General features: G+C 48.3%; 24 protein-coding genes. 7 read left to right on the plus strand and 17 right to left on the minus strand.

The genetic code is table 11. The features are described from left to right. Positions 1-55 precede the first annotated feature (55 nt). On the minus strand, positions 56-1000 hold the full coding sequence (locus tag CZ379_RS18820) for a phosphotransferase family protein (protein WP_234404955.1): 945 nt from the start codon (positions 998-1000) through the stop codon (positions 56-58). Between the two features lie 145 nt (positions 1001-1145). On the opposite strand from CZ379_RS18820, the gene CZ379_RS18825 reads away from it, so the two are divergent. After that, entirely contained in the window at positions 1146-1664 is a 519-nt protein-coding gene (locus tag CZ379_RS18825; protein ID WP_110933026.1) for an ADP-heptose synthase, read from the plus strand. A gap of 76 nt (positions 1665-1740) precedes the next feature. On the opposite strand, the gene CZ379_RS18830 is transcribed toward CZ379_RS18825, so the two are convergent. Next, entirely contained in the window at positions 1741-2043 is a 303-nt protein-coding gene (locus tag CZ379_RS18830) for a HesB/YadR/YfhF family protein (RefSeq protein WP_110933027.1), read from the minus strand. Positions 2044-2519: 476 nt separating this feature from the next. Here CZ379_RS18830 and CZ379_RS18835 point away from each other — a divergent pair, with 476 nt between their 5' ends. Together CZ379_RS18835 and CZ379_RS18840 are read left to right on the plus strand one after the other, a co-directional pair. Next, the gene (locus CZ379_RS18835; protein WP_110933028.1) at positions 2520-4277 is read left to right on the plus strand and encodes an ABC transporter ATP-binding protein; all 1758 of its coding nucleotides are present in this window, start codon (positions 2520-2522) and stop codon (positions 4275-4277) included. Then, positions 4278-6350 (plus strand): ABC transporter ATP-binding protein, encoded by a 2073-nt coding sequence (locus tag CZ379_RS18840; protein ID WP_324616478.1) that lies wholly within the window; start codon positions 4278-4280, stop codon positions 6348-6350. Positions 6351-6483: 133 nt separating this feature from the next. Here the strand turns inward: CZ379_RS18840 and CZ379_RS18845 are convergent, their stop codons facing one another. The 3 genes from CZ379_RS18845 to CZ379_RS18855 all read right to left on the minus strand — a co-directional run bounded on the left by CZ379_RS18845 (position 6484) and on the right by CZ379_RS18855 (position 8946). After that, on the minus strand, positions 6484-7380 hold the full coding sequence (locus CZ379_RS18845) for an S-layer homology domain-containing protein (RefSeq protein ID WP_110933029.1): 897 nt from the start codon (positions 7378-7380) through the stop codon (positions 6484-6486). An 86-nt stretch (positions 7381-7466) separates the two neighbouring features. Next, on the minus strand, positions 7467-7802 hold the full coding sequence (locus CZ379_RS18850; protein WP_110933030.1) for a four-helix bundle copper-binding protein: 336 nt from the start codon (positions 7800-7802) through the stop codon (positions 7467-7469). A 112-nt stretch (positions 7803-7914) separates the two neighbouring features. Continuing rightward, positions 7915-8946, minus strand: coding sequence for a CobW family GTP-binding protein (locus CZ379_RS18855; protein WP_110933031.1), 1032 nt, complete (start codon positions 8944-8946; stop codon positions 7915-7917). Positions 8947-9094: 148 nt separating this feature from the next. Here CZ379_RS18855 and CZ379_RS18860 point away from each other — a divergent pair, with 148 nt between their 5' ends. Continuing rightward, a complete protein-coding gene (locus tag CZ379_RS18860) occupies positions 9095-9607 on the plus strand; it encodes a MogA/MoaB family molybdenum cofactor biosynthesis protein (protein WP_110933032.1) in 513 nt (170 codons plus the stop codon). A gap of 101 nt (positions 9608-9708) precedes the next feature. Here the strand turns inward: CZ379_RS18860 and CZ379_RS18865 are convergent, their stop codons facing one another. From CZ379_RS18865 to CZ379_RS18915, 11 genes are all read right to left on the minus strand, one after another. Continuing rightward, the gene (locus CZ379_RS18865; protein WP_110933033.1) at positions 9709-10245 is read right to left on the minus strand and encodes a hypothetical protein; all 537 of its coding nucleotides are present in this window, start codon (positions 10243-10245) and stop codon (positions 9709-9711) included. A 180-nt stretch (positions 10246-10425) separates the two neighbouring features. Further along, complete coding sequence (locus tag CZ379_RS18870) at positions 10426-11433, minus strand: acrylyl-CoA reductase family protein (RefSeq protein WP_110933034.1); 1008 nt, start codon at positions 11431-11433, stop codon at positions 10426-10428. A gap of 108 nt (positions 11434-11541) precedes the next feature. Next, positions 11542-13848: a thiamine pyrophosphate-dependent enzyme gene (locus tag CZ379_RS18875; RefSeq protein WP_110933035.1), complete on the minus strand. Its 2307-nt coding sequence runs from the start codon at positions 13846-13848 to the stop codon at positions 11542-11544. 66 nt (positions 13849-13914) lie between these two features. Next, positions 13915-14922 carry a 2-oxoacid:acceptor oxidoreductase family protein gene (locus CZ379_RS18880; RefSeq protein WP_110933036.1) on the minus strand — a complete coding sequence of 336 codons (1008 nt, stop codon included), beginning with the start codon at positions 14920-14922 and terminating at the stop codon, positions 13915-13917. 308 nt (positions 14923-15230) lie between these two features. Next, the gene (locus tag CZ379_RS18885; RefSeq protein ID WP_110933037.1) at positions 15231-16685 is read right to left on the minus strand and encodes a nicotinate phosphoribosyltransferase; all 1455 of its coding nucleotides are present in this window, start codon (positions 16683-16685) and stop codon (positions 15231-15233) included. A gap of 56 nt (positions 16686-16741) precedes the next feature. After that, complete coding sequence (locus CZ379_RS18890; RefSeq protein WP_110933038.1) at positions 16742-17284, minus strand: cysteine hydrolase family protein; 543 nt, start codon at positions 17282-17284, stop codon at positions 16742-16744. 139 nt (positions 17285-17423) lie between these two features. Beyond that, positions 17424-18209 carry an NUDIX domain-containing protein gene (locus tag CZ379_RS18895; RefSeq protein WP_110933039.1) on the minus strand — a complete coding sequence of 262 codons (786 nt, stop codon included), beginning with the start codon at positions 18207-18209 and terminating at the stop codon, positions 17424-17426. Positions 18210-18318: 109 nt separating this feature from the next. Then, entirely contained in the window at positions 18319-18714 is a 396-nt protein-coding gene (locus CZ379_RS18900; protein WP_110933040.1) for a PaaI family thioesterase, read from the minus strand. A gap of 194 nt (positions 18715-18908) precedes the next feature. Then, positions 18909-19343, minus strand: a complete 435-nt coding sequence (locus tag CZ379_RS18905) for a YlbF/YmcA family competence regulator (RefSeq protein ID WP_110934459.1) — start codon at positions 19341-19343, stop codon at positions 18909-18911. Between the two features lie 102 nt (positions 19344-19445). Then, positions 19446-20996, minus strand: a complete 1551-nt coding sequence (gene miaB, locus CZ379_RS18910; protein ID WP_110933041.1) for a tRNA (N6-isopentenyl adenosine(37)-C2)-methylthiotransferase MiaB — start codon at positions 20994-20996, stop codon at positions 19446-19448. Between the two features lie 209 nt (positions 20997-21205). After that, a complete protein-coding gene (locus tag CZ379_RS18915; RefSeq protein WP_110933042.1) occupies positions 21206-21412 on the minus strand; it encodes a DUF1657 domain-containing protein in 207 nt (68 codons plus the stop codon). Between the two features lie 175 nt (positions 21413-21587). Here CZ379_RS18915 and CZ379_RS18920 point away from each other — a divergent pair, with 175 nt between their 5' ends. Genes CZ379_RS18920 through spoVAD form a run of 3 tightly spaced genes read left to right on the plus strand, consistent with a single transcriptional unit; the run spans position 21588 to position 23967 of the window. After that, positions 21588-22448: a DUF421 domain-containing protein gene (locus CZ379_RS18920; protein ID WP_110933043.1), complete on the plus strand. Its 861-nt coding sequence runs from the start codon at positions 21588-21590 to the stop codon at positions 22446-22448. 12 nt (positions 22449-22460) lie between these two features. Continuing rightward, the gene (spoVAC, locus tag CZ379_RS18925) at positions 22461-22949 is read left to right on the plus strand and encodes a stage V sporulation protein AC (RefSeq protein WP_110933044.1); all 489 of its coding nucleotides are present in this window, start codon (positions 22461-22463) and stop codon (positions 22947-22949) included. A gap of 1 nt (position 22950) precedes the next feature. Continuing rightward, positions 22951-23967, plus strand: coding sequence for a stage V sporulation protein AD (gene spoVAD, locus CZ379_RS18930; RefSeq protein ID WP_110933045.1), 1017 nt, complete (start codon positions 22951-22953; stop codon positions 23965-23967). An 89-nt stretch (positions 23968-24056) separates the two neighbouring features. Here spoVAD and pduL read toward each other — a convergent pair whose 3' ends face one another. Then, complete coding sequence (gene pduL, locus CZ379_RS18935; protein WP_110933046.1) at positions 24057-24629, minus strand: phosphate propanoyltransferase; 573 nt, start codon at positions 24627-24629, stop codon at positions 24057-24059. Between the last annotated feature and the right edge of the window lie 98 nt (positions 24630-24727).

Genomic DNA, 24727 nt, shown 5'->3' on the forward strand with positions numbered 1-24727 from the left:
ATGCGCACATCCCTCTATGTTTGTTCTACCGCCGCTCCCCGCTATTCACGTTGTTCTAACATCTTCGCAGCAGACTTTCGGCATATTCGTCCAGACGTGCAGCTAACAGATCCTTGTGTAAATGGGTTACTCCAAGATCCAGCCACCCCTGATATACTATAAGTTCCTCATCTACGTAACCCGCAAGAGTCAACATATCCCAGTAAGGAGCATACTCGATCCCTCGTTCGCCCTGCATATGATCGTAATAAAGATCAAGAAAATGGTCGGCTGCCTCCTGCCCGTGAAGCTGAACCACGTTGACCCTGCAATGTCCGACATCAATTCCTGGCGGACCTAGACAGGCGTTGACCCAATCGACGACTCCGGAAACCTGTCCACGCTCCCACAGCACATTCGCGGGGTGGTAATCGCGATGAATGAACCGTGGCGTACTGACCGGCGGGGGCTCCTTGATCATCCGGGCTATTTCCCTCCAAGCCTCCGGTCTGGTCGTCCAATCCGGAAGGCGAAATTGAAATGGATCGATGTATGAGTAATAAGACCATGGAAAGGGTTCCACATTTTTCCGGTGCAAATCGGTTAGTGTTTGAGCTATTCCTGCAAGCCAGCTAGTAAGATCGTCCGGCATAAGAACGACTTCCCCCGGCAAGCGCGTCATAAGAACAGACGGTTCTCCGCAATGCCTCCCGTCTGGATCGGACGCGATCCAGTTCGGTGATTTAATCCCATGCCGATGTACGATGTTAAGTGCGGATGTCTCATGAGTCACCACATCAGGCTCTTCCTCAAGCCAGTCCCGGTCTATATACTGACGGAGCACCCAAAGTGCACGCTGTTCATTTCTTTGCAACTGTATCTCATATACGGCAGACGAAATCCCCCCCTTCAAGGGACGAATATGACGTATATGCCAACCTCCGCCGCATTGATCTTGAATCCAATTCTGAACGTTGGCCGATAAAGCCTCGTCTCGCTGCAATCCCCCAGATTCAGGCATAACCTTCCTCCAATCGTCATTCATTTTTTGCCGATCAAGCTGTAATTGTATTCATGTTATGATATACTCCCTATAATATGTCCCTGCTGCAAGCAAGAGCTTTCCCGCAGCGACAAGTGCAGTAACCGTTTGTAGGAGGATAACCATGTCACGTCGATTTGTCATTGAAGCCGTGATGGTGGCCATTTATGGTGAGTTACTTGCGCCTGGTGCGCCTGTAGAATATATTGTACCTTACACCACCGTCATGGAGCTGTACGAATTCAAGAATAGCCCCGAACCTCTCATGCATGATCCAGCCGATGATTTGCATGTTAAGAATAAAATTAACGAATTGATAGACTACTTGGAGGAACCGTTAAATCGCAAGAAGCTAGAACGCGCACTGAATGTCCCCTGGTCCAAAAGTCCATCCATCCTATTCGGCTCGAACGTTTCATGGACTGTTGTCAACGCGCTCGACAACGAGCAGTACGGGGAGTTCCTTGATCCGATTGAGACGGAGATCGTTCTGACCGCACAGCGTGAAAGCGCGCCTGTCCTGACGGATCAGCTGGAGCTCATTCGCCGCATTATCGAAGCTGAGGTTCCTGTCCAGGTATTCGATATTCAAGACTTTGAATTTGCGATGGAAGACAGCATTTTCTTAAATAACAATCCCTAACACAAAGTGAAGGCCCGTTCAAACGGGCCTTTTCTTCTGGTTGAGCATCCGCTCGGATGATGTCGCTGCTTGCCGCCTAGGCCTGTCCTTCGGCCAATTCGTACTGGTATTCGATATCATGATGCTCCTGATTGTACTCGACGTTTAAGTGATAACCCTCCAAATACCATAGATCCTTGTCTTCCATGAAAAATTTAATGCCTTCGACCTCGGACACGGTTCCTGGTGATATAGGGTTTTCAATTTCAATCCCCAGCGAGAATCCAGGATGAATCGTCCCTCCGGCACTATATCGTGCAAAAAAACGGATCGCCTGACCCGCTTGTACACCAAGTTCATTTTTGAACCAGCCAGCAGCTTCTTTCGTTACGTTGATCATATCGATCCCCCCTATCTTCTCCCTATTTTAGACCAATCCTGAATGAAATGCCAAAATAAAAATTGACATCCGCTGGAAAGCGGTGTTAAACTCAACAACATACGAGATCTCATTTGTATTAATTACCAAATAATGAAAGGGTGAGCACGGTGTTGATTGTTAATCATTTTCCTAAAACTGACATGGGACACATCTTACAACTGAATACCGGAGCAACCCCTGCAGGCTTGAATGGAATATATTCGCAAACTATCCCCGTTGTCTTCTAACGGGTAACGGCAATATCACCAGGCTGCAGTTGCTTCACTTTGTGATAGCAGCGTAGCGTTATATGTTATTAGTTTTTAAGGCATATCGTTTACGGACGATATGCCTTTTTTGCGGTTCCGAATGAAACTGAGATTGCCTGTAAGTGATTGCTTCAGAAAATATGTTCAAACAATTACGTCGTTACAACGAATAGGAGGAAAATTTTTATGTTTTCCGTTCTTCAAAAACTAGGCTGGTTCTTCCGCCGAGAAAAAAAACGATATACGATCGGTTTGATCCTGCTCATCATCGTTGGCATCCTTGAGCTCATTCCGCCAAGGCTGCTGGGCGCAGCGATTGACGACATCACAAGCGGGTCCATTAGCTGGAAGTCGCTGACTCAATATATTTTGATGATTATCGGAGTACTCATTGTAATTTACTATATGACCTACATATGGATGCATAAATTATTCGGCGGCTCTAATTTGATTGAAAGACTACTGCGAACGCGATTCATGAATCATTTACTGATTATGAAGCCGCCGTTCTTTGAACGGAGTCGCACGGGAGATTTGATGGCTCGAGCGACAAACGATCTAAGATCCGTAGCCCAAACTGCCGGCTTCGGCATGCTGACCTTAACGGATTCGACGGCTTACTTGACGGTCATCTTTGTAGCCATGGGTACGCTGATCAGTTGGAAGCTGACGCTTGCCGCGATTATTCCGCTGCCCTTCATCGCCCTCGCCATGATGATTTACGGCCGGGTCATCCATCAGCGCTACACTTTGGCTCAGGATGCATTTGGCGATATGAATGACCAAGTGCTGGAATCAGTCGCTGGTGTACGCGTCATTCGCGCTTATGTTCAGGAGCGCCAGGACGAGAAGCGGTTCCAAGAAGTTACCGATGATGTTTATCGCAAAAATCTGGCCGTCGCTCGGGTCGATGCCTACTTCGAGCCCACGATTCGGCTTTTTGTGGGCCTCAGCTATGCTATCGGGTTAACGTACGGCATTTATCTCGTGTTTCATAACGAGTTGACCTTAGGGGATCTCGTCTCCTTCAATATGTATCTGGGTATGATGATTTGGCCTATGTTCGCCATCGGAGAGTTAATCAATATTATGCAGCGCGGCGGCGCTTCACTCGACCGGGTCAATGAAACGCTCAGCGTTAAGCCGGACGTCGAGGATATTGCCGAGCCTGTCCATGTCGATGCTCCCGATGCCATTCAGTTCAGCCATGTCACCTTTCAATATCCGGCTTCTACGATGATCAATCTGGACAACATTCATTTACTGATTCGTCGCGGCGAAACGCTTGGCGTCGTCGGCCGTACCGGGAGCGGGAAAACCACGCTTCTGAAGCAGCTGCTGCATGAGTATCCATTGGGATCAGGCGAATTGACAATATCCGGCGTGCCTATTCAGCATATCTCGCTTAGGCAGCTCCACAGCTGGATCGGATATGTGCCGCAGGAGCAAATTCTTTTCTCCCGAAGCGTAAGACAGAACATCCAGTTTGGGCTTAAGGACGCTTCCGACGAAGTCATTATGGAAGCGATTAGAACAGCTGCCTTCGATAAGGATCTGGAGACCTTGTCTGACGGACTGGATACGTTGGTCGGCGAGAAGGGCGTCGCCCTTTCCGGCGGCCAAAAACAGCGGGTTTCCTTAGCGAGAGCCTTTATCGCCAATCCGGACATTCTGATTCTGGATGATGCCCTTTCTGCAGTGGATGCCCGCACTGAGGCGCGAATCGTTGACAACATACGGAGCAAGCGCTCTGGAAAAACCACGCTTATCTCCACCCACCGGCTATCTGCCGTGGAGCATGCCGATCAAATCGTCGTGCTGGAGAAAGGGCGAATTATCGAGCAAGGCACCCATCAAGAGCTGCTGCAAGCAAATGGATGGTATCGCGAACAATACGAGCGACAGCAGGTAGAATCCAGCCTCGCTGACGGGGAGGAGTCCTAATTGCATACGCATACAGGAAAAGCACTTTTTAAATATGCCATGACGGCAAAAAATACATTTATACTTGCCTTGATCATGCTGGCCATCGGCGTAGCTGCCGATTTGGCCGGGCCATTTCTCGCCCGTTCTATGATCGATGATCATATGCTGGCGATCGAACGGCCTTTCTATGAAACGACCGTTCCGAGCGAGTTGACGGTATCCTATGACGGACGATACTTCAAAAGAGCTGACCGGTTTGCTGAAGATGAAGCTAGGGGGCAAGAGGTTCGCATTCTTCAATCCGGTATTTCCTTCGTATTCGTGGATGAGCCCGTAGCCCGAACAAGTGGCGAACGGAGCTATAACAGCGGAGTTCTCTCGATTGAATACAATGGGAGCAAGACCCAATATCCGGCCGTCAAGCTCACACCGCAGGAATTATTCGCTTTTTACAAGCCGGAAATTCCCGGAATTCTAACCTTGGTCAGCTGGTACTTCGCCTTTTTGGCTATTGCAATCGTTATGGAATTCGGAAAGACCTATTGGCTTCAATCCTCAGCCAATAAAGTGATTCAGAAACTTCGGGTGGACGTTTACAGCCATATTCAGCGCCTGCCGGTCAACTTCTTCGACAATCTGCCGGCAGGCAAGGTGGTTTCCCGTGTCACGAATGATACTGAAGCCGTAAAAGATCTGTTTATCGCCGTACTTTCCAACTTCTTCTCGGGCGTCATTAATATGGTTGGCGTGTACGTAGCCCTGTTCCTGCTCGATGTGCGGCTTGGACTTATCTGTCTTTTCATTGTGCCGATCATTTGGCTCTGGGTCGTGCTTTACCGCAAATTTGCCACGAAATACAATACGATTATTCGCTCTCGGCTAAGTGAAATTAATGCCATAATCAATGAGTCGATTCAAGGCATGTCGATCATTCGCATATTTCGCCGCGAGGAACAGACCAAGGAAGAATTCGAAAATCTGAACAATGATTACATGAAACATCAAAACAAAATGCTGAATTTGAATGCCCTGACCTCTCACAATCTGGTCAACGTCATTCGCAGCTTGTCCTTCGCGATCGTCCTTTGGTATTTCGGCTCGGCGCAGCTGACGGGAGCCGGCGTCATTTCTCTCGGCGTACTCTATGCCTTCGTCGACGTACTCGGCCGCTTATTCCAGCCGATCACCGGAATGGTGAACCAATTGGCTGCACTGGATTCCTCAATGGTATCCGCTGGTCGCGTGTTCAAGCTGATGGATGAGCCAGGGGAGGATGTTACGGACGGCGGCATGCCGAGGTACAAAGGGAATGTCGAATTCAAGAATGTGTCCTTCGCGTACAAAAGGGATTACGTGCTGAAGAACATTTCTTTCGAAGCGAAGCAAGGGCAGACCATTGCTCTGGTCGGTCATACCGGATCAGGCAAAAGCTCGATCATCAACCTGCTATTTCGCTTCTATGATCCGCAGAAGGGCATGATTACGATTGATGGTCGGGATGTGACCGAGCTGCCGAAGCAATGGATTCGCCAGCATATGGGCATCGTTCTGCAGGATCCCTACTTGTTCACGGGCACAATCGCTTCGAATGTAAGCCTTGGAGACGAACGAATCAGCCGCGCTAGCGTAGAAAAGGCTTTAGCGGACGTCGGGGCGACACGCATTTTGCAGCATCTGCCAAAAGGACTGGATGAACCCGTCGTCGAAAAGGGAAGCACGCTGTCTGCCGGCGAGCGGCAGCTTATCTCCTTCGCTAGGGCGCTGGCGTTCGATCCAGCCATTCTGATTCTGGATGAGGCGACAGCTAACATCGATACCGAGACAGAGGCGTTGATCCAATCTGCGCTTGAAGTGCTTAAGCGGGGCCGTACGACCTTCATTATCGCCCACCGTCTTTCTACGATCCGCAGCGCCGATCAAATCCTCGTCCTGCACCGAGGCGAAATCGTCGAACGTGGATCGCACGAGGAACTGCTTGCCCGGGGCGGTAGATATTATCAAATGTATCGCTTGCAGCTTGGCGCAGCAGAAACAGATTCGCAAGCTCAGCCGCAACCTGCAGGCACATTGACGGCAGCGAATCCAGGCTAAGCCATGTTATCCGTGGAGTCGTCATAACGAGGAGACGCCTTTCCTCTGACGCCGAACACCGCGCGAGAACTTTTATATCCCATAACCAAACGCCACTCACAAAGGTAGTGAGTGGCGTTATTTTTCAATCTGCCTATTTTTTAAGCGGCTTGATTTTCACTTCATATTTGCTGGATACATACGTTTCCGTTTTAGAGTCCGTAATGACCTGTGGATAAAATTTGCCCGGGTCTGGAGAAAGCAGTTCGTAGTATACAACTGCTGTATTATCCTGGAACTCTACTTTAGCTACAGAAATACCATAACCAGGATGCGGCTGGTTCGCGCGCGTCAAAATAACCTTGTTAACCTGGTCATTCACTTTTTCGATTTGGTGGGATACCTGGTTCAACTTATTGCCATCCTCTATATCCGGGATTACGTTATCTTTCTGTTTTTGCACATATTCAGCCGCATTGTAGACAAGACGAGCGGCTTCGATCCGGGTTATCGGTAATTTAGGATTAAATTTTCCGTCTTCATCCAGGGAAGCCAGCTTAGTAAGAAGCAGCGCTTGTATGCTGGTCATGTAATCTGGATTGATCTCATCGGAATCAGCGATGTGCAGATACATCATAATCATCGGATAGTCGCCGGTAGCAGCGACACCTTGCATTAGTATGCTGGCAAATTGCTCTCGGGTGAGCTTCTCGTTCGGCTTGAAATCTGCCGGCAATTGGATGCCGTTGTCCTTGGCGATTTGCAGCGACTCAGAGTACCAGAACGCCTTCCCGCCTTTTATGCCAAAATTTTTGCTGTTTCCTTTCAAGTCCAGGGCCTGAACGACCATTCGCACACCTTGCGCTCCTGTAAGCTGGCTCTTCGGCGCAAATTTGTCTTTGGATATCCCATGGATAATCCCCTTCTCATGTAGAGACTTCGTAATTACAGCGTCCTTCCCCTCCACGTCATGGAATGCAGCAGCCGAAGAAGCTAGCAGCAACGAGCTGGACAGCAGGAGAACAGCTGCCATATTTAATTTTTTATTCATCCTTATCACCTCTGCCCTCTTTGACGCAGTGAATGCCCGGAAGGTTTCAGTTTTATGGACTTTTGTCATTTATGCAAATATGGGGTTTAAGCAACCGCAATCATTTTACGGCATAATTCGGCGCATCTGCGGCATGCCTGCTCGCATTGCTTGCAATGATGATGCTCATGCTTTCCGCATTCTTCCGCACAAGCATCGCAGGCTTTGGCGCACAACTCGCAAATCTCGCGTGCGAAGGGAGTATTACGAGATAACGATTCTGCGGCAAAAGAACAGATTTCTGCGCATTCCCGTGTAAGCCTTATACATTCCCTTAACATCGCCAAATCGTATTCCTTCAAACTGGAGACATAGCAGTAATTGCATGCATTCATACACTCGAGGCAAGCTTCGATGCACTCCCTGTATTTTTCCTGAATCATTGTTCTATCCCTCCTGAAAATGTAGTTTCCGTCGACAAGCTCTTTATTAAACTAACCAGGAAGACGGTGATATGAAACGATGAAGGACGATATATTAAAAATTGAACCCCGATTAATGAGGAACTGCTTCAAGCTGGCGAAGCCGTTCGGCCAGTTTATTCTTGTCAAAATGCTCGCCTATAAATACCACGACATCAGGAACATCGCCTTGGGGCGTAATCTTTAAATAATCAGCCTCTCGATAGGCATATTGGAACAAAAATCGACTTGACGTATCCGAAAAGGTAAGTACCCCTTTTCCCCGATATACGTCGCGCGGAAGCTCGGCAATGAAATTCTCGAACAGCTCACTGTTAACAGGCCCATGGAAGTAGTGACTATACACGGTGACATGATTATGCGACTCATGCATGTGAACATGTTGGTCTCCTTCCTCTTCATTCTTGGCCGTTTCATGTTCATGGCTGCAGCCGCAATGTCCATGTTCCTCAAGCTGATCATCATGATTCCGGTGCGGAGAATCATACATTGTAGTAAGACGATCTAAATCCACATCACATTTCACGGCGGGCAATAGTGCGGCGAATGGGTTTAATTGCCGCAGCAGAGCTTCAACCTCCGTCAACTGATTTCCATGCAGCCTGTCGATTTTATTAATAATCAAAACCGAGCCGCAGCGAATCTGCTCCATCATAAGTCGATAGGTCTTCCCCTTCTGAGCTTCATGCAGTTCTAGCAAATGCACCGAGTCTACAACCGTAATCATCGGCTTAATATCGATCTTGGCTGTCAAAGAAACCTCAGTCACAGCGTCTAATATTTCCAGCGGATTGGCTGCGCCGGTAGCCTCAATAACGATCACATCCGGACGCTCTTTGCTTATTAGTTCAAACATTTGCGTGCTAAGATCGCCCCGAACGGTACAACAAATACAGCCGCCCAGCATTTCAGTCATAGGAACCTCATCGCCGACAAGGAGACCGTCTAAGTTAATATCACCAATTTCATTCATTATGATCGCAGGTTTCAGACCCAGATCCCTCCAGTAGGATAGCATCCGGTGCAGCAGCGTTGTCTTTCCGCTCCCAAGAAACCCGGACAATATATAAATCGGCGTTGTTTTGTTCATATTATTTTCCGACATGTAGATACCTCCATTAAGCTGGCAAATCCTTATCCATGAGAGCGAGTTTACACCAAGCCACCCTTGGATGCAACCTGTCTTTGAAGTAGGAGTCCGGATAATTATGTTAAAATAGAATAAAATCCATATCCAGAAAGGAAACGATACGATGAGATCTGTGGAAGAACACCGTAAGGAAGCACCCGAACACGTTTCCTGCATGATCGTGACCGTCTCTGATACCCGAACCGCCGAGAATGATGCTAGCGGTAAATTGATCCAGCAGCTTTTGGAGGAGAACGGCTATAAGGTGATTAAATACATCATCGTTAAAGATGATTATGACAGTATTCGCCAGCTTCTCCGGGAGGCGGCATCGGATCGCAGCATCGAAGCCGTTCTGCTGAGCGGGGGTACTGGAATTTCACCGCGGGATACGACTTATGAAGCCGTTCGCAGCTTGCTAAACAAAGAAATGCCCGGTTTCGGGGAAATTTTTCGTTACTTAAGTTTCACAGAGGATATCGGCTCGGCAGCCATTTTAAGTCGGGCGATCGCCGGTACGATCAGCAATATGGCCGTATTCTCCATGCCTGGTTCTCAGGCCGCTGTAAAGCTCGCTATGGAACGAATCATCATTCCGGAGCTAAAGCATGTTATGCGTGAGATAAACAAGAAGTAAATTCGTAGAGTAGCACTTAAGCGCCATTAAGAAGTCGAGCCGGAAGCAGCAGTCTTCCGAACTCGGCTTCTTTGAATTTCAACCTTAAACACGGTTACGGATCAAGGATTGATAATGCGATCCAACATGCCCTCAAACACGTTTCTCATTTGCTCGGTGTATATCTTGTCCCTCATTCCGTTAGAGCCATAAACAAATACGGTTCTGCCGCGTGCGACAACGACTGCAGGCTGGTTCGTGGATTTCACGCGAATATTCCCTGTACCATAGATTTCGGCCAATTCCTGGATGCGCTTTTCTTCGGATGGGTAAACATATACCATGACGAAATGACGAGGATCACTGTTAATCAAGTAGCTATAGCTAATCGTTCCGTCCGCTGTCTCGGCGTAGGTTTCCTTCGTCAAGCGAATTCCCTGTTTGGCGCTTTCGCTTGTTAAGTCGTGAAGCAATGCTTTAATTAACGTTTTTCCTTGTGTGGATTGTCTTTGATTTCCTTTTTGGTACGTTCTCATCTGTACACGATCCAATTCTTCCTTAGCGATCCGATTAGAGCCGCTTCTGCAGCCTCCAATAACAACGATAAGACACAAAACAGCTATAATAAATAGGCCAAGCCTAGCGTTCCGCCACTTCATGGCAATCCCTTCTTTCTTCGGCATCATTAGCTTTAGAATTATGATTAGGTTGTCACAGGCAGGACGGTTTCATACGAACATATAGCTAGCTAAGAACTTATCCTATCTAAAAAAAGGGCAGCTGCTTCCTTAGAAGCAGCTGCCCTTTACTTAACGAAATGATGTTTATGCGATTTCCGACTATTTATCCCTTCTAAGAGAAACAACCTGACGCCCAATGGCCTTGCCGTTTAGCACGATCGAAAGTGCTTCTTCCAACTGCTCCAGTTCATAAACCTTTACGCCATCCTGGAGCACCTGTTCCGGCTTCCACTCGGAGCCAAGCCGCTTCCACAACTCAAGCCGTTCTGCCTGCGGACAATACACGGAATCAATGCCAAGCAAATTCACGCCCCGCAAAATAAAGGGAAAAACCGAGGTTTCCACCGCTCCCCCGCCGGTCAGTCCGGATAATGCAACAGTTCCGCCGTACTTCACCGTTTTTAAAATCTCTCCGGTACCTGCCCCGCCGACGGGATCGATAGCTGCCGCCCACTGACTCTTGCCAAGAGCTCCTTTAACGGAAGCAGAGGCCGCATCCCGAGAAATCACGGAGGAAGCTCCCCAGCGGATGAGGGCGGTCTCTGCCTCAGGCTTGCCCGTAGAAGCAACGACCTCAAAACCAAGCCTGCTCAAAATGTTTACCGCAATGCTTCCTACGCCGCCCGTCGCGCCCCTTACAAGGACAGGTCCATTCCCAGGCTGAACACCGCTTTGCAGCAGCCGCTCCACCGACAAAGCGGCGGTGAAGCCTGCCGTACCGATCGCCATGCTCTCCTGATGCGTTAAGCCTTCAGGCAGTTTAACAAGCCATTCGGCAGGAACGCGAGCGAACTCCGCATACCCCCCGTCGTGAGAAACGCCTAAGCCGTAGCCGGTACACAGTACCTCGTCTCCAGCCTGGAACTCCGGGCTGCGAGAAGCTACCACTCTTCCGGCTAAGTCAATCCCAAGGATCAAGGGATAGCTGCTGACCACTTTTCCCTTTGGGGTACTGGCGAGACCATCCTTATAATTTACGCTTGAGTAGAACACCTCAATTGTAACTTCATTGTCCGGCAGATCGGATAAGTTTAACATATCGATACCGCTTGAGAACCCTTCCTCTTCCAGATGTACGCGAAAAGCGCGAAATGCATTTTCTCCCAAATGGATAACCCCCTTTCATCAGCAGTAAAGCAATGATTAATAACAGCTCATGTATAGCTTAGCAGGCCATTAAAGAACCCATTTCATTATATTTTTAAATGACTGCACTTACAAAAACGGATGCTCGTGCTTGGCCAACAAGATTTGCCATCTCCGATTGACTTCCCGCTCAAACTCGGCGAGGGCCTCACTGTTCTCCGGCTTCGTCAGGTGACGGGTTTTGCCCATCGTCTTGAGCCAGTCAACGAGCGGTACCCGCTTGCCCTTCTCCTCCGGATTATACGTAATCATCGTTTCGCCGCGCTCGACCTCATAAAGAGGGAAGAAGCAGGAACTTACCGCCGCATCTACGATATTCGTTCCTTCATCATCAGGGCTGATCCAGTTCAGCGGACAAGCTATTAATATTTTACCATAAACAAGTCCTTCATTCTGCGCGTACCATTGTGCTTTTGCCGCTTTCTTGACCAGATCCTGCGGATAAGCCTCGCTGCCCGTGAACACATACGGAATGTTCGTCGCTGCCATAATTTGCGCCGTATCTTTATGATGGAATACCTTCCCCTTCTGTACCGAGCCGATATTCGAAGTTGAAGTACGATGTCCAAGCGGCGTCGAATAGGACAGTTGGGCACCCGTGTTCATATATCCTTCGTTGTCATATTCGATGATGATCATCCGATGATTGCGCAGTGCAGCGCCGATCGCCGGGCCCATGCCGATATCCATCCCGCCATCGCCGGTTACCATAACGAAAGTGAAGTCATCTTGAAGTCCAAGATGATCCAGCTCTCCGCGGCGTTTACGCTCCCAGAACATCTCCACTACGCCGGACAAGGTGGCTGCACCGTTTTGGAACAGGTTATGAATGTATGTGGCCTTATGCGAAGAATAAGGGTATCCCGTCGTTACTACCATAGCGCAGCCAGTATGGAACAGAGCGACGATGTCGCCTTCAATTCCCTTGAAGAACAGCTCCAGTCCGGAGAAAATACCGCAACCTGGACATGCGCCATGACCTGGGGCAATCCGTTTAGGCTTCTTCGTTAAAGAGCGGAGCGGAGGTATGCGAACGCCAAGCTTGCCGGTTTCCTCATTTTGCGTTACCTTAATAAGTCCGGTCTTCAAATCCTCGAAACGCAGCGGATTCAGTACTCGCTTAGGCGCTTTCTCGGCGTCCCCTGGCGTATGGCCATAATAATCAAATGGTACTTCGACCTTCTGCTTATTTGCCGCTTCAATCGCCAGCGAGAATAAATGATGGCCATCCTCCGCATAAAACTCCTTGCCGCCTAAGCCATAGACACGGCTAACAACCTGCGTCGTCTTATTGCCATACGTGAACAGGGCTGCTTTGATCTCATTCGTCATATTGCCGCCATGCGCGCCGTAAGAGTCCGCGCGATCGCCCACCGTAACGGCCTTCACATTTTTAAGCACTTCAGCAATTTGCCGCTGCGGGAAAGGACGAATCATATTCGGAGCAATCGAGCCCGCTTTAATGCCTTGACTTCTCAAGTTGTCTACGACGTCTTTAATAATTTCCGAAGCAGAGTTCATTAAGAACACGGCAACCTCGGCATCCTCCATCCGGTATAGATCGAGCATTTCATATTTTCTGCCTGTCAGCAGCTCATACTCCCCGGCAATTCGTTCAAACACTTTTTCTGCCCGGTACATGGCCTCGGACTGCTGATAACAGTTGTTGATATAATCAGGCTCATTCATATATGGGCCGACGGTAATCGGATTGTTGCGATCCAGTGTATGCGGAAATCCTGCTGGCGGCTGCTCGCCAACGAACTTTAATACATCCTCGCGGTTGGCGAACGTATGCACTCTTCGTTTCTGGTGCGAGGTGAAATAGCCGTCTGAAGCAACAAGCACTGGCAATCTGACCTCAGGATCCTCAGCCAGCTTGAGCGCCATGATGTTCATATCGTAAACCGACTGCGGATCACGGCACATTAATATCGGCCACCCCGTATTCAGCGCAAAATACAAGTCCGAATGGTCACCGTGAATATCCAGCGGACCGGAAACCGAACGGCATACCAAATTCATCACCATCGGAAAACGGGTTCCCGACTGAACCGGCATTTGCTCAAGCATGTACATGTATCCGTTCGCACTCGTAGCATTAAATACCCGCCCTCCGGCGGTAGAGGCCCCGTAGCAAATCCCCGCAGAACTATGCTCGCCATCGGAAGGGATTAACTTAATGTCATGCTGACCGTTCGCCTTCATTAAGTCGAGAAATTGAGCAACCTCTGTTGATGGGGAAATTGGAAAATACCCCATGATATGATAATTAATTTGATGGGCAGCGTATGCTGCCATTTCATTGCCTGACTCATATACTACGCGTTGCTCCACTTTAGCTGTGCCTTGCTCTTTTGCAATATCCATCGCCATAACGCTTCCGCCTTTCTAATTATTTATTGGACTACAACGTTAGCTTCTTCTGCCGACATTTCCCGCTTATTGCAGCGCTAAATCAAACAGATGCGGAACGCGATTGGCCTCCGCGTAACCGTCTTCCTCCCGCTCCCCGGACAATGCGTCCGTTGGGCAAGCATGGATACACTTCAAACAGCCTTTGCAATACTGATAATCAATCCCCTGCAAGAACATCTGCAAACGGCCTTTCTTATCGGGCAGCTCCTCCCATACGAAGCAATTGTCAGGACAGACATTGTCGCATTGGGCACAATGAATGCATGCATCCGCTTTGAAATGCGGCATCATCCCTGAACGAGAAATACTCAGATCCTTCAAAATGCTGTTGCCAGGATTCGTCACAATCCCGCCAATCGGCTGAGTTTCGTACCCGAGAACTGGCGTGTCTGCGCGTGTAAACTCAGGCATGCTCATTCCTGCTGGCAGCGAGAAAGACTCGATGACTACTTCCTGATATCCCCGCTCAAACGTAGCCAGTGCAGGAGCGACCGATTGGGGATATTTTGTTTCCAAAGATTTTCGGATAACGTCCTTCATCGTTTGCGGCTCCAAGAAAGGACATAAGCGGAACATTGCGCCGAGCATCGCCATATTGACCCGATTCTTCTCTTCAAGAGCGATTCCGGTAGCATCGACGACGGCTATCGTTCCGCCAAGCAGCTTTAGCTGCTCCTTCAATTCGGCAGGTGTTTTACGTGAATTGACAAGCACGGTGCTGTCTTCATAAATACCGCTAATCACATTTACGGTCTTAGCAAGCGCTTCCTGAAAAATACCCACGATATGCGGCCGCTCTACAGGCGACGTATCCCGGATCGGTGTCTTGAGATCACAAAAACGAATATGCGCCTTCACGGGCGATCCCTTCTTCTCCGAACCGTACGAAGAGAAGCTAACTCCATTCAGTCCGGCTCCCTCTACGCCTGCTTCAGCCAGCATTTTCCCGGCTAGGTTCGCGCCAAGGCCGCCAATCGATTCCAGCCGAATTTCAAAAAATCCTAACTCGTTCACTTTTGGTAATTGGATCATGCGTCTGGACTCCCTTCTTTCGCCTATGCGAGTTGATCGAAAAGACTTTAAAACGGTTATAAACCAATAAAAAATACCCTTCAACTTCGTCATATACTACCGAGTCAAAAAACCCTCGATTAATTTTTCAATTTATCATATGTAGAGTGTGACGGATGTAACAAATGTCATAAGGACAGTTTTGGAGCTGCTGTCGAATGAAGCAAGCAATGACGCTAAAAATAGCGCTTTTTGCGCTTTCCCGAGAAATAAAAAAGACCGTTCCCTCAGCCTAAGCTTAGAAACAGTCTCAAAATATACACATTCCATTAATCCTCTTGGTGCCCCATATAATCTTCGATCAGCTTTTGCTTCAATTCCCAAGCCTCTTGACTCAGATTGACGCGGTAAATTTCAGGGTTCAGCTTCCGTAAATATTCCGGCCAGAACATTTGCAGCTGCTCCTTATGATATTTCCGAATGTCATTTAGGGAAGGCAGCTCGTAGACAAGTTCTCCGTCCGTATAAATTTGCTGCAGCATCGCTATGGACTTATAGTTTTTCACAGATTTTTTGAGGTAAGGATGAACCGGGTCAAACAGCCGTAGCTTACCACCAGATCTTGCTTGCTGCTCATGAGGGAAACAAATATAATCGGCAATCGCTTTGCCGCTCTCCGCGTCGACGATTCGCAAAATATCTTTCTTGCCCGGCGTAGTTACTTTCTCCGGATTGCCGGATATTTTGATCGTCGGCTCCATTTTCCCGTCCCGTTCCCGTTCAACCAGCTTGTACACCCCGCCTAAGGCCGGCTGATCCGCTGCCGTTATTAACTGAGTCCCCACTCCCCAAATATCGATCTTCGCCCCCTGAGCCTTAAGGTTAAAAATCGTATTCTCATCAAGGTCATTCGACGCTACGATTTTGACATAAGGAAGGCCGGCATCGTCCAGCATCTTCCGGGCCTGGATCGATAGATAGGCAAGGTCGCCGCTATCTAAACGGATACTGCTGAGCTGCTTGCCCTTAGTCTCCAGCTGTTTGGCCGTTTTAATCGCATTCGGGACACCGCTGCTAAGCGTATCGAAGGTATCTACGAGCAGGGATACTTGATCCGGCAGAGCCTTAGCAAAAAGCTCAAATGCCTCCAGTTCCGAGTCAAAGCTCTGTACCCAGGAGTGCGCATGCGTTCCTTTCGTCGGTATGCCGAAGATTTCTCCGGCAAGCAAGTTCGATGTCGCATCAAAGCCTGACAAATAGGCAGCACGTGCGCCCCAGATCGCCGCATCCGCCTCCTGCGCACGGCGTGAGCCGAATTCAAGCAGCACCTCGTTCTCGGCTACTCTTTTAATACGGGATGCTTTAGTGGCGATCAAGGTCTGAAAATTCATAAAATTAAGCAATGCCGTCTCAATAAGCTGAGCTTCCATAATCGTTCCGTCTACACGAACCAACGGCTCATTTGGAAATACCAAAGTCCCCTCCGGGACGGCATGTAGATTGCCCTTGAATCGGAAGCTCCGCAGCAGCTCCAAAAAAGCAGGATCATAATTCTCTTCCTGTCTGCCTAGAAACTCGATATCGCTATCCGTAAAGCGCAAATGGGATATGTACTGCACAATTCGCTCCAAACCTGCGAACACAGCATAGCCATTGCCAAAGGGCAGCTTGCGGAAATAAGCCTCGAACACAGCCTTGCGCTCATGTGTGCCGTTTACCCAATGCGCATAAATCATATTGATCTGATATTTATCCGTATGTAGCGCCAAACTCTCGCTTTGCATTTATCTTTCATCCTCTCTGGTGTCACAACTGTACAAATGCACAGCTTTACTGCAGTTTATCGGCTGTTTGTAACATTTGCACCCAAAGTAGCGCGGAAATGTCCGAGTGCCCATGCATGGCCTTCCGGATTGAAGCTGGCAACACCATCCTCGTAAATGGTAATGCTATAACCTTTATTATAGGCATCCACGGCTGTATGCAATACACAAATATCCGTACAAACGCCGACGATCGCTATTTCTTGAATTCCACGTTCACGTAATTTCTGCTCAAGATTCGTTCCGCAAAAAGCACTGTATCTCGTCTTGTCCATCCAATAGATTTGTTCCCGATGCTGTTCATATACTTCCGCTAATTTACCGTATAATTCTCGTCCTTCTGTACCGCGAATATTATGAGGTGGGAACAGCTTGGATTCCGGGTGCAGTGTATCCCCCTCTTCGTGCAAATCCACCGCCATAACGACATAGTCGCCGTCCTGCACATATTGCTCCGTGATTCGGCAAATGGCCTCTTCAAGCAGGATCGCCGGCTCGCCTACAGGCAGCTTTCCGTCTACAAAATCCTTCGTATAATCAACAACAAGCAATGCTTTCACCTAGCTTCACCCAGCCCTTCTTCTTTAATAATAAAGCGACTATGAACATGGAATGAACAATGAACGGCAGCCTGACTGACAATTATCACTTTAATAAAAAGCTTGAATGCATCGTTGTTTGGTATTCAGAAAATTTGGATTACGTATAAATGGACAGTCTAGGTGTGTAATCCGTAAAACGATAAAGCTGAGCCGGTCGCTGCGAATACTGATTGGACAGCATAGGGACGCCATTTTCATCATGTACTTCTTCCAAAATTCCTTGTCTGCTACGGGTAGACGTTATTTTACGAATAAAATTCAGCTCGGCAAAATCCGGTACTACAGTTTGAATGACCTGATACAGCTCGCCAAGCGTGAAGTGGGGCGGTAAAAACTGCTTCGCAATCGTAGTATGAAGCATTTGCTGCTGAATCCTTTTATAAGCATCCTCTAAAATTTCCCGATGATCAAACGCCAAATGTAAATCCTCCAGCGCTTCCTTCACCGTAAACAATCCGACTTCCTGGGCATCATCAGCGGACTGGCGCTTCTCCAGCACCCATTCCTCCACAAGCGCGAAGAAGGCATGAGAGATAATCCATCCGCGCGGGTCGCGTCCCGGCTTGCTGTACACACCGAGGTATTCCAGATGGTGACCATCTACTCCCGTCTCCTCCTTCAACTCCCTGCGTGCTGTCTCATATAAGGATTCGTCCTCTTGAGAAAAGCCCCCCGGAAGCGCCCAAGCACCGGCAAACGGCCAGCTTCTGCGGCGAATCAGCATCACCTTCAAATCGAACCTGGGAAGTGACTTCGTGGCTGCTTTCCGCTCCTGCTTGGCTAGTGTAAACATGACTATATCTGCAGGAATTCCGTCCGGTGTTCGGTATTTCTTAGCATCGTATCGGTGCTGTCCCTGATCCTGTTCTTGTTCCATACTCATCATGAATCACCACATTAATCATATGATAACGCTGCACAGTGGATTACTGTGCAACATTCCCTAGTATATCCATTATAACGTACTAGCCCTGATGCGCAGCAGAATTCCCCTAAACTTTCGGCAGGCGGAATGTTGCTGTTGAGATGCATCCCAGTGTACCCTCGCTATTACGTACCTCCGCACGCAATGTCATCGTACGGAATGTCTCATGCTGCGGATAAGCTGTCACGATCAACTCGCCCTTGGACATCGGGCTAAGAAAGTTCACGTTCAAATGGGTCGTCACGCCTTCCCGTCCGCCCTTCGTGGCCATAACGAGCGTTCCCATGGCCTGATCCATCATCGAGGACAATACCCCTCCATGGACAATGCCCATCGAGTTAAGATGCGATTCCGTAGCAGTGAGGCCAATTTCCACACGCTGACTGTCTGCCGATAACAGCCGGAGGCCAAGCAGTCCCCAAAATGATTTCTCGCTGCGGGACAGAATATCCGTCCAATTCATTATCGTTCCCCCTATTCTGTACGGGCGATTCAGTGCAACCCTTCTAGATGTATTATTTCTAAGATGCCATCATTCTAACAATCGTTCATGCAAATACTTCACACTATTGACTAGCTTGAAAATTTGCAGCTTCTTTTATATTATCGTCAAAAAAAAGGTGCGAAGGGTAAGCCTCCGCACAGATTAATGACCACTTACTCTCCGTACCCCGAGGCCGGAGCGGGTTCGCTTCCGGACTCGACATTCACCTTCTCCGATACCGTATCCCGAATAACCGAAATGACAAGCTGCAGCAAATAGTTGATATCGCTCTGGCTTTGCTGAAACTCGGTAACCACCGGAATTTCATCAAGTTCATCCTGAAGTTCCTCAATTTCCCGCTCAATCTTGTCTACCATCGTTTGATTTTGAAAGCTTTGGAAGGCAACGATCTCCTTCTGCTTCTTCTTGATGGCGCTGATTAGCGTCTGAACTCTTTCATGCTTCTGAATCAGACTCTCCGCTTTTTGGAAATGCTGAACCTCATCGCTCGTGCCAATCAACTCTGCGAGCTCTTTTGCTTTTGACATAATATCTTCTCGAATAACGAGATCACGGGAATCGAATTTCGGTATTCCGCAATCAGTCATTTGGTTATGCTCTTGTCCCAAGGCTCTATCCTCCCCATCATCATCAAACAATATATTGCAGGCTGCTGGCTCCCCGCCTATTCCAATAATTAAGCTGGTGAATTATGCGGAGCTAACCGCTGTTGTTACAATATTCCCTTTGATATACCATGTCATTGGATCAGTAATTTCCACTTGTACGAAGCTGCCGATCAAATCCTTGCTGCCTTCGAAATGCACCAGCTTGTTGCTGCGTGTCCGGCCGGACAGCACGTCGGCATTGTTCTTGCTCTCGCCTTCCACAAGAACTTCGACGATCTTGCCCTCCATGAGATCATTGCTCATTCGGCAATGTTCATTAACGACCTCGTTCAAGCGCTGTAAACGTTCCTTCTTAACTTCCATTGGAACATTGTCCTCCATAACCGCAGCTGGTGTTCCTTCACGTGGTGAATAAATGAATGTGTAGGCAAAGTCATAACCCACTTCACGAACCAGTGACAGCGTATCCTGGAACTGCTCCTCTGTCTCCCCAGGGAAACCCACGATAATATCCGTAGTTAACACGACGTTAGGCATGGCTTTCTTGATTTTGCCGACAAGCTCCAAATAATGCTCTCTAGAATATTTACGGCTCATCCGCTTCAAAACTTCGGTATTGCCGGATTGAACCGGTAAATGAATATGTTCTACCAAATTGCCGCCCTTAGCTAGCACTTCAATCAAAGCATCATCAAAATCACGTGGATGCGAGGTCGTAAACCGAACACGCGGAATGTCGATCTGCCGGATATCGTCCATCAAATTGGCAAACGTGTAGTCGATATCCGTAAAGTCTTTGCCGTAGGCATTTACATTCTGTCCAAGCAAAGTAATTTCTTTAAATCCTTTGCGTGCTAATTCGCGAACCTCCGAGATGACATCCTCCGGACGGCGGCTGCGCTCCTTCCCCCGTGTGAACGGGACGATGCAGTAGGTGCAGAATTTATCGCAGCCATACATAATGTTAACCCAAGCACGCATGCCCTCCCGCTTCTTCGGCAGGTTCTCGATGATGTCTCCTTCTTTAGACCATACCTCGACAACCATCTCTTTGCTAAATAATGCTTCCTGGATCAAGTATGGCAATCTGTGAATATTATGTGTACCAAAAATCATGTCGACAAACCCGTGCTTTTGTAAAATACGGTTCACAACGCCTTCCTCTTGTGACATGCAGCCACATACGCCGAGCAGCAAATCGGGATTTTCCGTCTTCAGCCCCTTCAGGTGACCAAGCTCCCCGAAAACTTTATCCTCGGCATTCTCCCGAATGGCACAAGTGTTCAGCAAAATGATGTTTGCTTCCTTGCGCTCCTCCGTAGAGGTATAACCCATTTCCTCCAGCAGGCCCTTCATCGTCTCGGTATCATGCTCATTCATCTGACAGCCGTACGTATAAATAATGTATTTCTTACCGGTTCCGATGCCCTTCAGTTCCTCAGGCACAGCGGTATCATACAGCACTTGAATATCCTCTTTCCCGCGCTGCTTCTCTTTGCGATGATCCGGTTCCGAAAGAATTTGAATATCCCGCCCACGAATTCTGATCTTCTTGCCGCGCTCATCTTCGGAAATAACTTTGGCGTCCGAGAAGTCAAAATACTTGGCGTAATCCTTCGTTTCCTTAGCCATGATGTCGGCCCACTCCTTTAATCAATCTATCGCTTAAAACTTCAACGTCCACATGACATTTTGAAAAATGCATTACACTAAATTATAACATGGTTCTAAATTGATATCCAGACGAGATGAGCTTCTTCGCAAGATTCAGAAATGTGCCGCTAACAGAACACGAAAAAGCCCGTTCCAACGAACGGGCTTAACTGCTTTAAAATAAGCTATTAGAATCCTTTATACTGCGGCTCTTCGTTTTCCAGCTGTTGAACTCTCGTCGACACTTGATCAACGATTTGCTGTGTTTGCTGCGCCGCGGTTGTGAACAAGTTTTTTGCATCCTGGTTCTGCGTGTTCAAGGCGAATTGCTCCAGATTCGCTTGAGCGCTTTTTAAAGAAGCCAGTGTTGTTTTCACTTGGGCTGCTACGGTCATTTTCGATTCACCACCTTATTCATTAACTTTACTTTGCGCCATCATAATTTCACCAGTCCCGCATAAAACATACATCGTGCATTTATTCCAAATTTTGCGTTAGTAAAAAACCTGCTTCTGCGCATAATTTGCTTACCAGAGTTTGTCCTATGAGGCAGTGAAAGGAGCATCAATCATGCCGTTATGGTTAGAGGTTGTTGTACGCACCTTAGTATCCGTTGTCGTACTGTTTTTTCTGACCCGGATGCTCGGTAAAAGGCAGGTTTCCCAACTGTCCTTATTTGAGTATATTACCGGGATCACGATCGGGAGTATCACGGCTTATATCTCTCTAGATGTCGACACGGACTGGTATTTGGGCATCGTCTCTTTGGTTGTTTGGGTGCTCGTGTCCTACGGAATTGAAGTGCTGCAATTAAAAAGTAAGAGATCGAGAAACTGGATTGACAGCAAGGCCACCATACTGATTAAAGATGGAAAAATTATGGAAGACAACCTGAAGAAAGAGAAACTGACAAATGAAGAGCTACTAGAGCAGCTTCGCAAAAAAAGTGTGTTCAAAGCTGCCGAAGTGGAATTTGCAGTCATTGAGCCCAGCGGTGAGGTTAATGTGCTGCTCAAGAGTGAATATCAACCTATAACTCCTTCCCACCTTGGCATTAAAGTAGCCCCTGAACCGGAGTCTCAAGCCGTGATCCTTGACGGGAGAGTGATGGACGAGCCGCTTTCTACGCTGGGATTAAACCGAGCATGGCTGGATACTGAGCTGGAGAAATTGGGAGTATCGATAGACAATGTCTTTTTGGGGCAAGTTGATGGTTATGGCCAGTTGTACGTCGATTTGTACGATGATCAACTGCAGGTACCCGAACCCCAAGAGAAAGCCTCTCTGCTAGCTCAACTGAAGAAATGTGAAGCCGATCTGGAATTGTTCGCGCTCTCCACGGAAAATACGGAGGCAAAGCAAATGTATGCCGACTGTTCCAATCAGCTAATTCAGGTTATCCAAGATGTAAGACCGATACTGTCTCAATAGGGAGGTTTTAAAATGAGCAGTCAAAATAAAAAAATGACTCCGGTGCAGCAAAAGTATCAGAAGCTCGCGCAAACGCAAGAGCCGCAGCGTCCCGTTTTGGGCAATTGTCTGCGCGCTTTTATCGTAGGCGGGGGAATATGCCTGCTCGGCGAATGCATACGTCAGGCGTTCATGAAATATGGAGGTTTTGATGAAAAATCCGCCTCCAATCCGACAGTAGCCGTCTTGATCCTGATCGCCGTCATCCTCACCTCATTCGGGGTGTATGACAAAATTGCCCAATGGGCTGGGGCAGGCTCCGCCGTTCCTGTTACCGGGTTCGCAAACTCGATGGCATCCTCTGCTATAGAGCATCGAAGCGAAGGTCTCGTACTAGGGGTAGGCGCAGGAATGTTCCAATTGGCCGGCTCCGTTGTCGTATTTGGAACTGTTGCCGCTTTTGTCATCGGCATCATCTATGCCTTGTTTGTACCAGGTTATATAGGAGGAGGAGGTTCGTGAGATGCTCAAAGGCCACCAGAGTTGGATATTTGAGAACAAACCAAAAATCATTAGCAAAGCGACAATCGTCGGCCCGTTTGAAGGTCAAGGGCCATTGGCCAAAGACTTTGATATCATTCATGCAGACCTCTATTTGGGACAGGAAAGCTGGGAAAAGGCCGAGAAGACGCTCATTGAAGAGTCGACCAGTTTAGCGATCGAAAAAGCTGGATTAACTAAGGATCAGGTGCAATTTTATTTCGGTGGAGACCTAATGAATCAAATCATTAGCAGTAGTTTTGCCGCCAGAACCCTCAGCATTCCTTATCTGGGGTTGTTCGGAGCCTGCTCCACATCGATGGAGAGCCTCGCATTAGCCGCTTTCATCGTCAATCACGGGGGCGCTAAATACGCGCTTGCCGGAACCTGCAGCCATAATGCCAGTGCAGAGAAGCAGTTCAGATACCCGACCGAGTACGGCTCGCAAAAGCCTCCAACCGCCCAATTTACAGTAACCGGCTCCGGGGCGGCCATTATATCCCCCGAGGGCGACGGTCCTGCCGTTACTTCAGCTACAATTGGCCGAGTCATCGATATGGGCATCAGCGATCCGTTTAATATGGGGGCGGCTATGGCACCAGCGGCTGTCGATACCATGCAAGCCCACTTCCGCGACATGGACATCGAGCCGTCGTATTATGATCTGATCGTTACCGGCGATCTCTCCAAAGTGGGCTATGAAATTGCCAAGGAACTGCTTCGCCAGCATCAAATTCCGATGGAAGGTACGATTTATAAGGATTGTGGGATGATGATATATGACTACACCAAACAGCAGGTACAAGCTGGAGCAAGCGGCTGCGGCTGCTCGGCCGTCGTCACCTATGGGCATTTGCTGAATCAAATGCAGCGTGGCGAGCTTAATAAAATTCTAGTCGTTGCCACAGGAGCCCTACTCTCCCCTCTGTCCTATCAGCAGGGCGAGACGATTCCTTGCATCGCTCATGCGGTATCCATCGAGAATACTTCAGCACCGTAAAATGGAATGTTGATCTGATCACAATTTAAAACGGGCTATCCCCAGAAGTTTATCTTGGGGTTAGCCCGTTAATTGCTCACTTAATGAAATTAGTCAATGATCTCAGCCGTATCGCCGTTGTTAGCTCCCGCTGCGTTTGCTTCGTCGGTATCGATATGCATGTCCAGTGCAAAGGAATCAGATACGCGTGCAATGACGTTCTCCAGCACTAAACCGCGCTCACCGCCCAGGCGAACCTTTAGCATCTGCTTGTCTTTAATATCCCATTTCTCGGCATCCGAGGTATGGAAGTGAATATGGCGAGCTGCTACGATAACTCCTTCGTTCAATTCCACCTCGCCGGCGGGGCCTTTAATCTTAATGCCCGGTGTGCCTTCAATATGTCCAGATTCTCTAACTGGCGCCTTTACCCCGATCGCAAAGGAATCAGTGCGGGAAATTTCAAGCTGTGAAGCAGGACGTGCAGGTCCTAGTATACGCACTTTGTCGAATTGACCTTTCGAACCGATAACTGCAACCGTTTCATTTGCTGCGAATTGTCCCGGTTGGGACAGCGGCTTGAATTCAGTAAGCTGATAACCTTGTCCAAACAAAGCCTCAATATGTTCTTGGGTCAAATGAATATGACGCGCTGATACGCCGACTGGCACTGTTTTGCTCATTTTGCAAACACTCCTCAGTTTTTTCTCTATGTCGATGACGTTTCACATCGTTACCCATTATACACCTAAATCAGACAAAAAGAAAAAGATGTCCTCCC

The sequence above is a fragment of the Paenibacillus bouchesdurhonensis genome, assembly GCF_900155685.1.
In the GTDB taxonomy this organism is placed as follows: Bacteria; Bacillota; Bacilli; order Paenibacillales; family Paenibacillaceae; genus Fontibacillus; species Fontibacillus bouchesdurhonensis.

What these genes read in the sequence shown, in the direction of transcription:
- CZ379_RS18820 (WP_234404955.1), bottom strand. Translation starts at nt 1,000, where the DNA reads ATGCCTGAATCTGGGGGATTGCAGCGAGACGAGGCTTTATCGGCCAAC.
- CZ379_RS18825 (WP_110933026.1), top strand. Translation starts at nt 1,146, where the DNA reads ATGTCACGTCGATTTGTCATTGAAGCCGTGATGGTGGCCATTTATGGT.
- CZ379_RS18830 (WP_110933027.1), bottom strand. Translation starts at nt 2,043, where the DNA reads ATGATCAACGTAACGAAAGAAGCTGCTGGCTGGTTCAAAAATGAACTT.
- CZ379_RS18835 (WP_110933028.1), top strand. Translation starts at nt 2,520, where the DNA reads ATGTTTTCCGTTCTTCAAAAACTAGGCTGGTTCTTCCGCCGAGAAAAA.
- CZ379_RS18845 (WP_110933029.1), bottom strand. Translation starts at nt 7,380, where the DNA reads ATGAATAAAAAATTAAATATGGCAGCTGTTCTCCTGCTGTCCAGCTCG.
- CZ379_RS18850 (WP_110933030.1), bottom strand. Translation starts at nt 7,802, where the DNA reads ATGATTCAGGAAAAATACAGGGAGTGCATCGAAGCTTGCCTCGAGTGT.
- CZ379_RS18855 (WP_110933031.1), bottom strand. Translation starts at nt 8,946, where the DNA reads ATGTCGGAAAATAATATGAACAAAACAACGCCGATTTATATATTGTCC.
- CZ379_RS18860 (WP_110933032.1), top strand. Translation starts at nt 9,095, where the DNA reads ATGAGATCTGTGGAAGAACACCGTAAGGAAGCACCCGAACACGTTTCC.
- CZ379_RS18865 (WP_110933033.1), bottom strand. Translation starts at nt 10,245, where the DNA reads ATGAAGTGGCGGAACGCTAGGCTTGGCCTATTTATTATAGCTGTTTTG.
- CZ379_RS18875 (WP_110933035.1), bottom strand. Translation starts at nt 13,848, where the DNA reads ATGGCGATGGATATTGCAAAAGAGCAAGGCACAGCTAAAGTGGAGCAA.
- CZ379_RS18880 (WP_110933036.1), bottom strand. Translation starts at nt 14,922, where the DNA reads ATGATCCAATTACCAAAAGTGAACGAGTTAGGATTTTTTGAAATTCGG.
- CZ379_RS18885 (WP_110933037.1), bottom strand. Translation starts at nt 16,685, where the DNA reads ATGCAAAGCGAGAGTTTGGCGCTACATACGGATAAATATCAGATCAAT.
- CZ379_RS18895 (WP_110933039.1), bottom strand. Translation starts at nt 18,209, where the DNA reads ATGAGTATGGAACAAGAACAGGATCAGGGACAGCACCGATACGATGCT.
- CZ379_RS18900 (WP_110933040.1), bottom strand. Translation starts at nt 18,714, where the DNA reads ATGAATTGGACGGATATTCTGTCCCGCAGCGAGAAATCATTTTGGGGA.
- CZ379_RS18905 (WP_110934459.1), bottom strand. Translation starts at nt 19,343, where the DNA reads ATGACTGATTGCGGAATACCGAAATTCGATTCCCGTGATCTCGTTATT.
- miaB (WP_110933041.1), bottom strand. Translation starts at nt 20,996, where the DNA reads ATGGCTAAGGAAACGAAGGATTACGCCAAGTATTTTGACTTCTCGGAC.
- CZ379_RS18915 (WP_110933042.1), bottom strand. Translation starts at nt 21,412, where the DNA reads ATGACCGTAGCAGCCCAAGTGAAAACAACACTGGCTTCTTTAAAAAGC.
- CZ379_RS18920 (WP_110933043.1), top strand. Translation starts at nt 21,588, where the DNA reads ATGCCGTTATGGTTAGAGGTTGTTGTACGCACCTTAGTATCCGTTGTC.
- spoVAC (WP_110933044.1), top strand. Translation starts at nt 22,461, where the DNA reads ATGAGCAGTCAAAATAAAAAAATGACTCCGGTGCAGCAAAAGTATCAG.
- spoVAD (WP_110933045.1), top strand. Translation starts at nt 22,951, where the DNA reads ATGCTCAAAGGCCACCAGAGTTGGATATTTGAGAACAAACCAAAAATC.
- pduL (WP_110933046.1), bottom strand. Translation starts at nt 24,629, where the DNA reads ATGAGCAAAACAGTGCCAGTCGGCGTATCAGCGCGTCATATTCATTTG.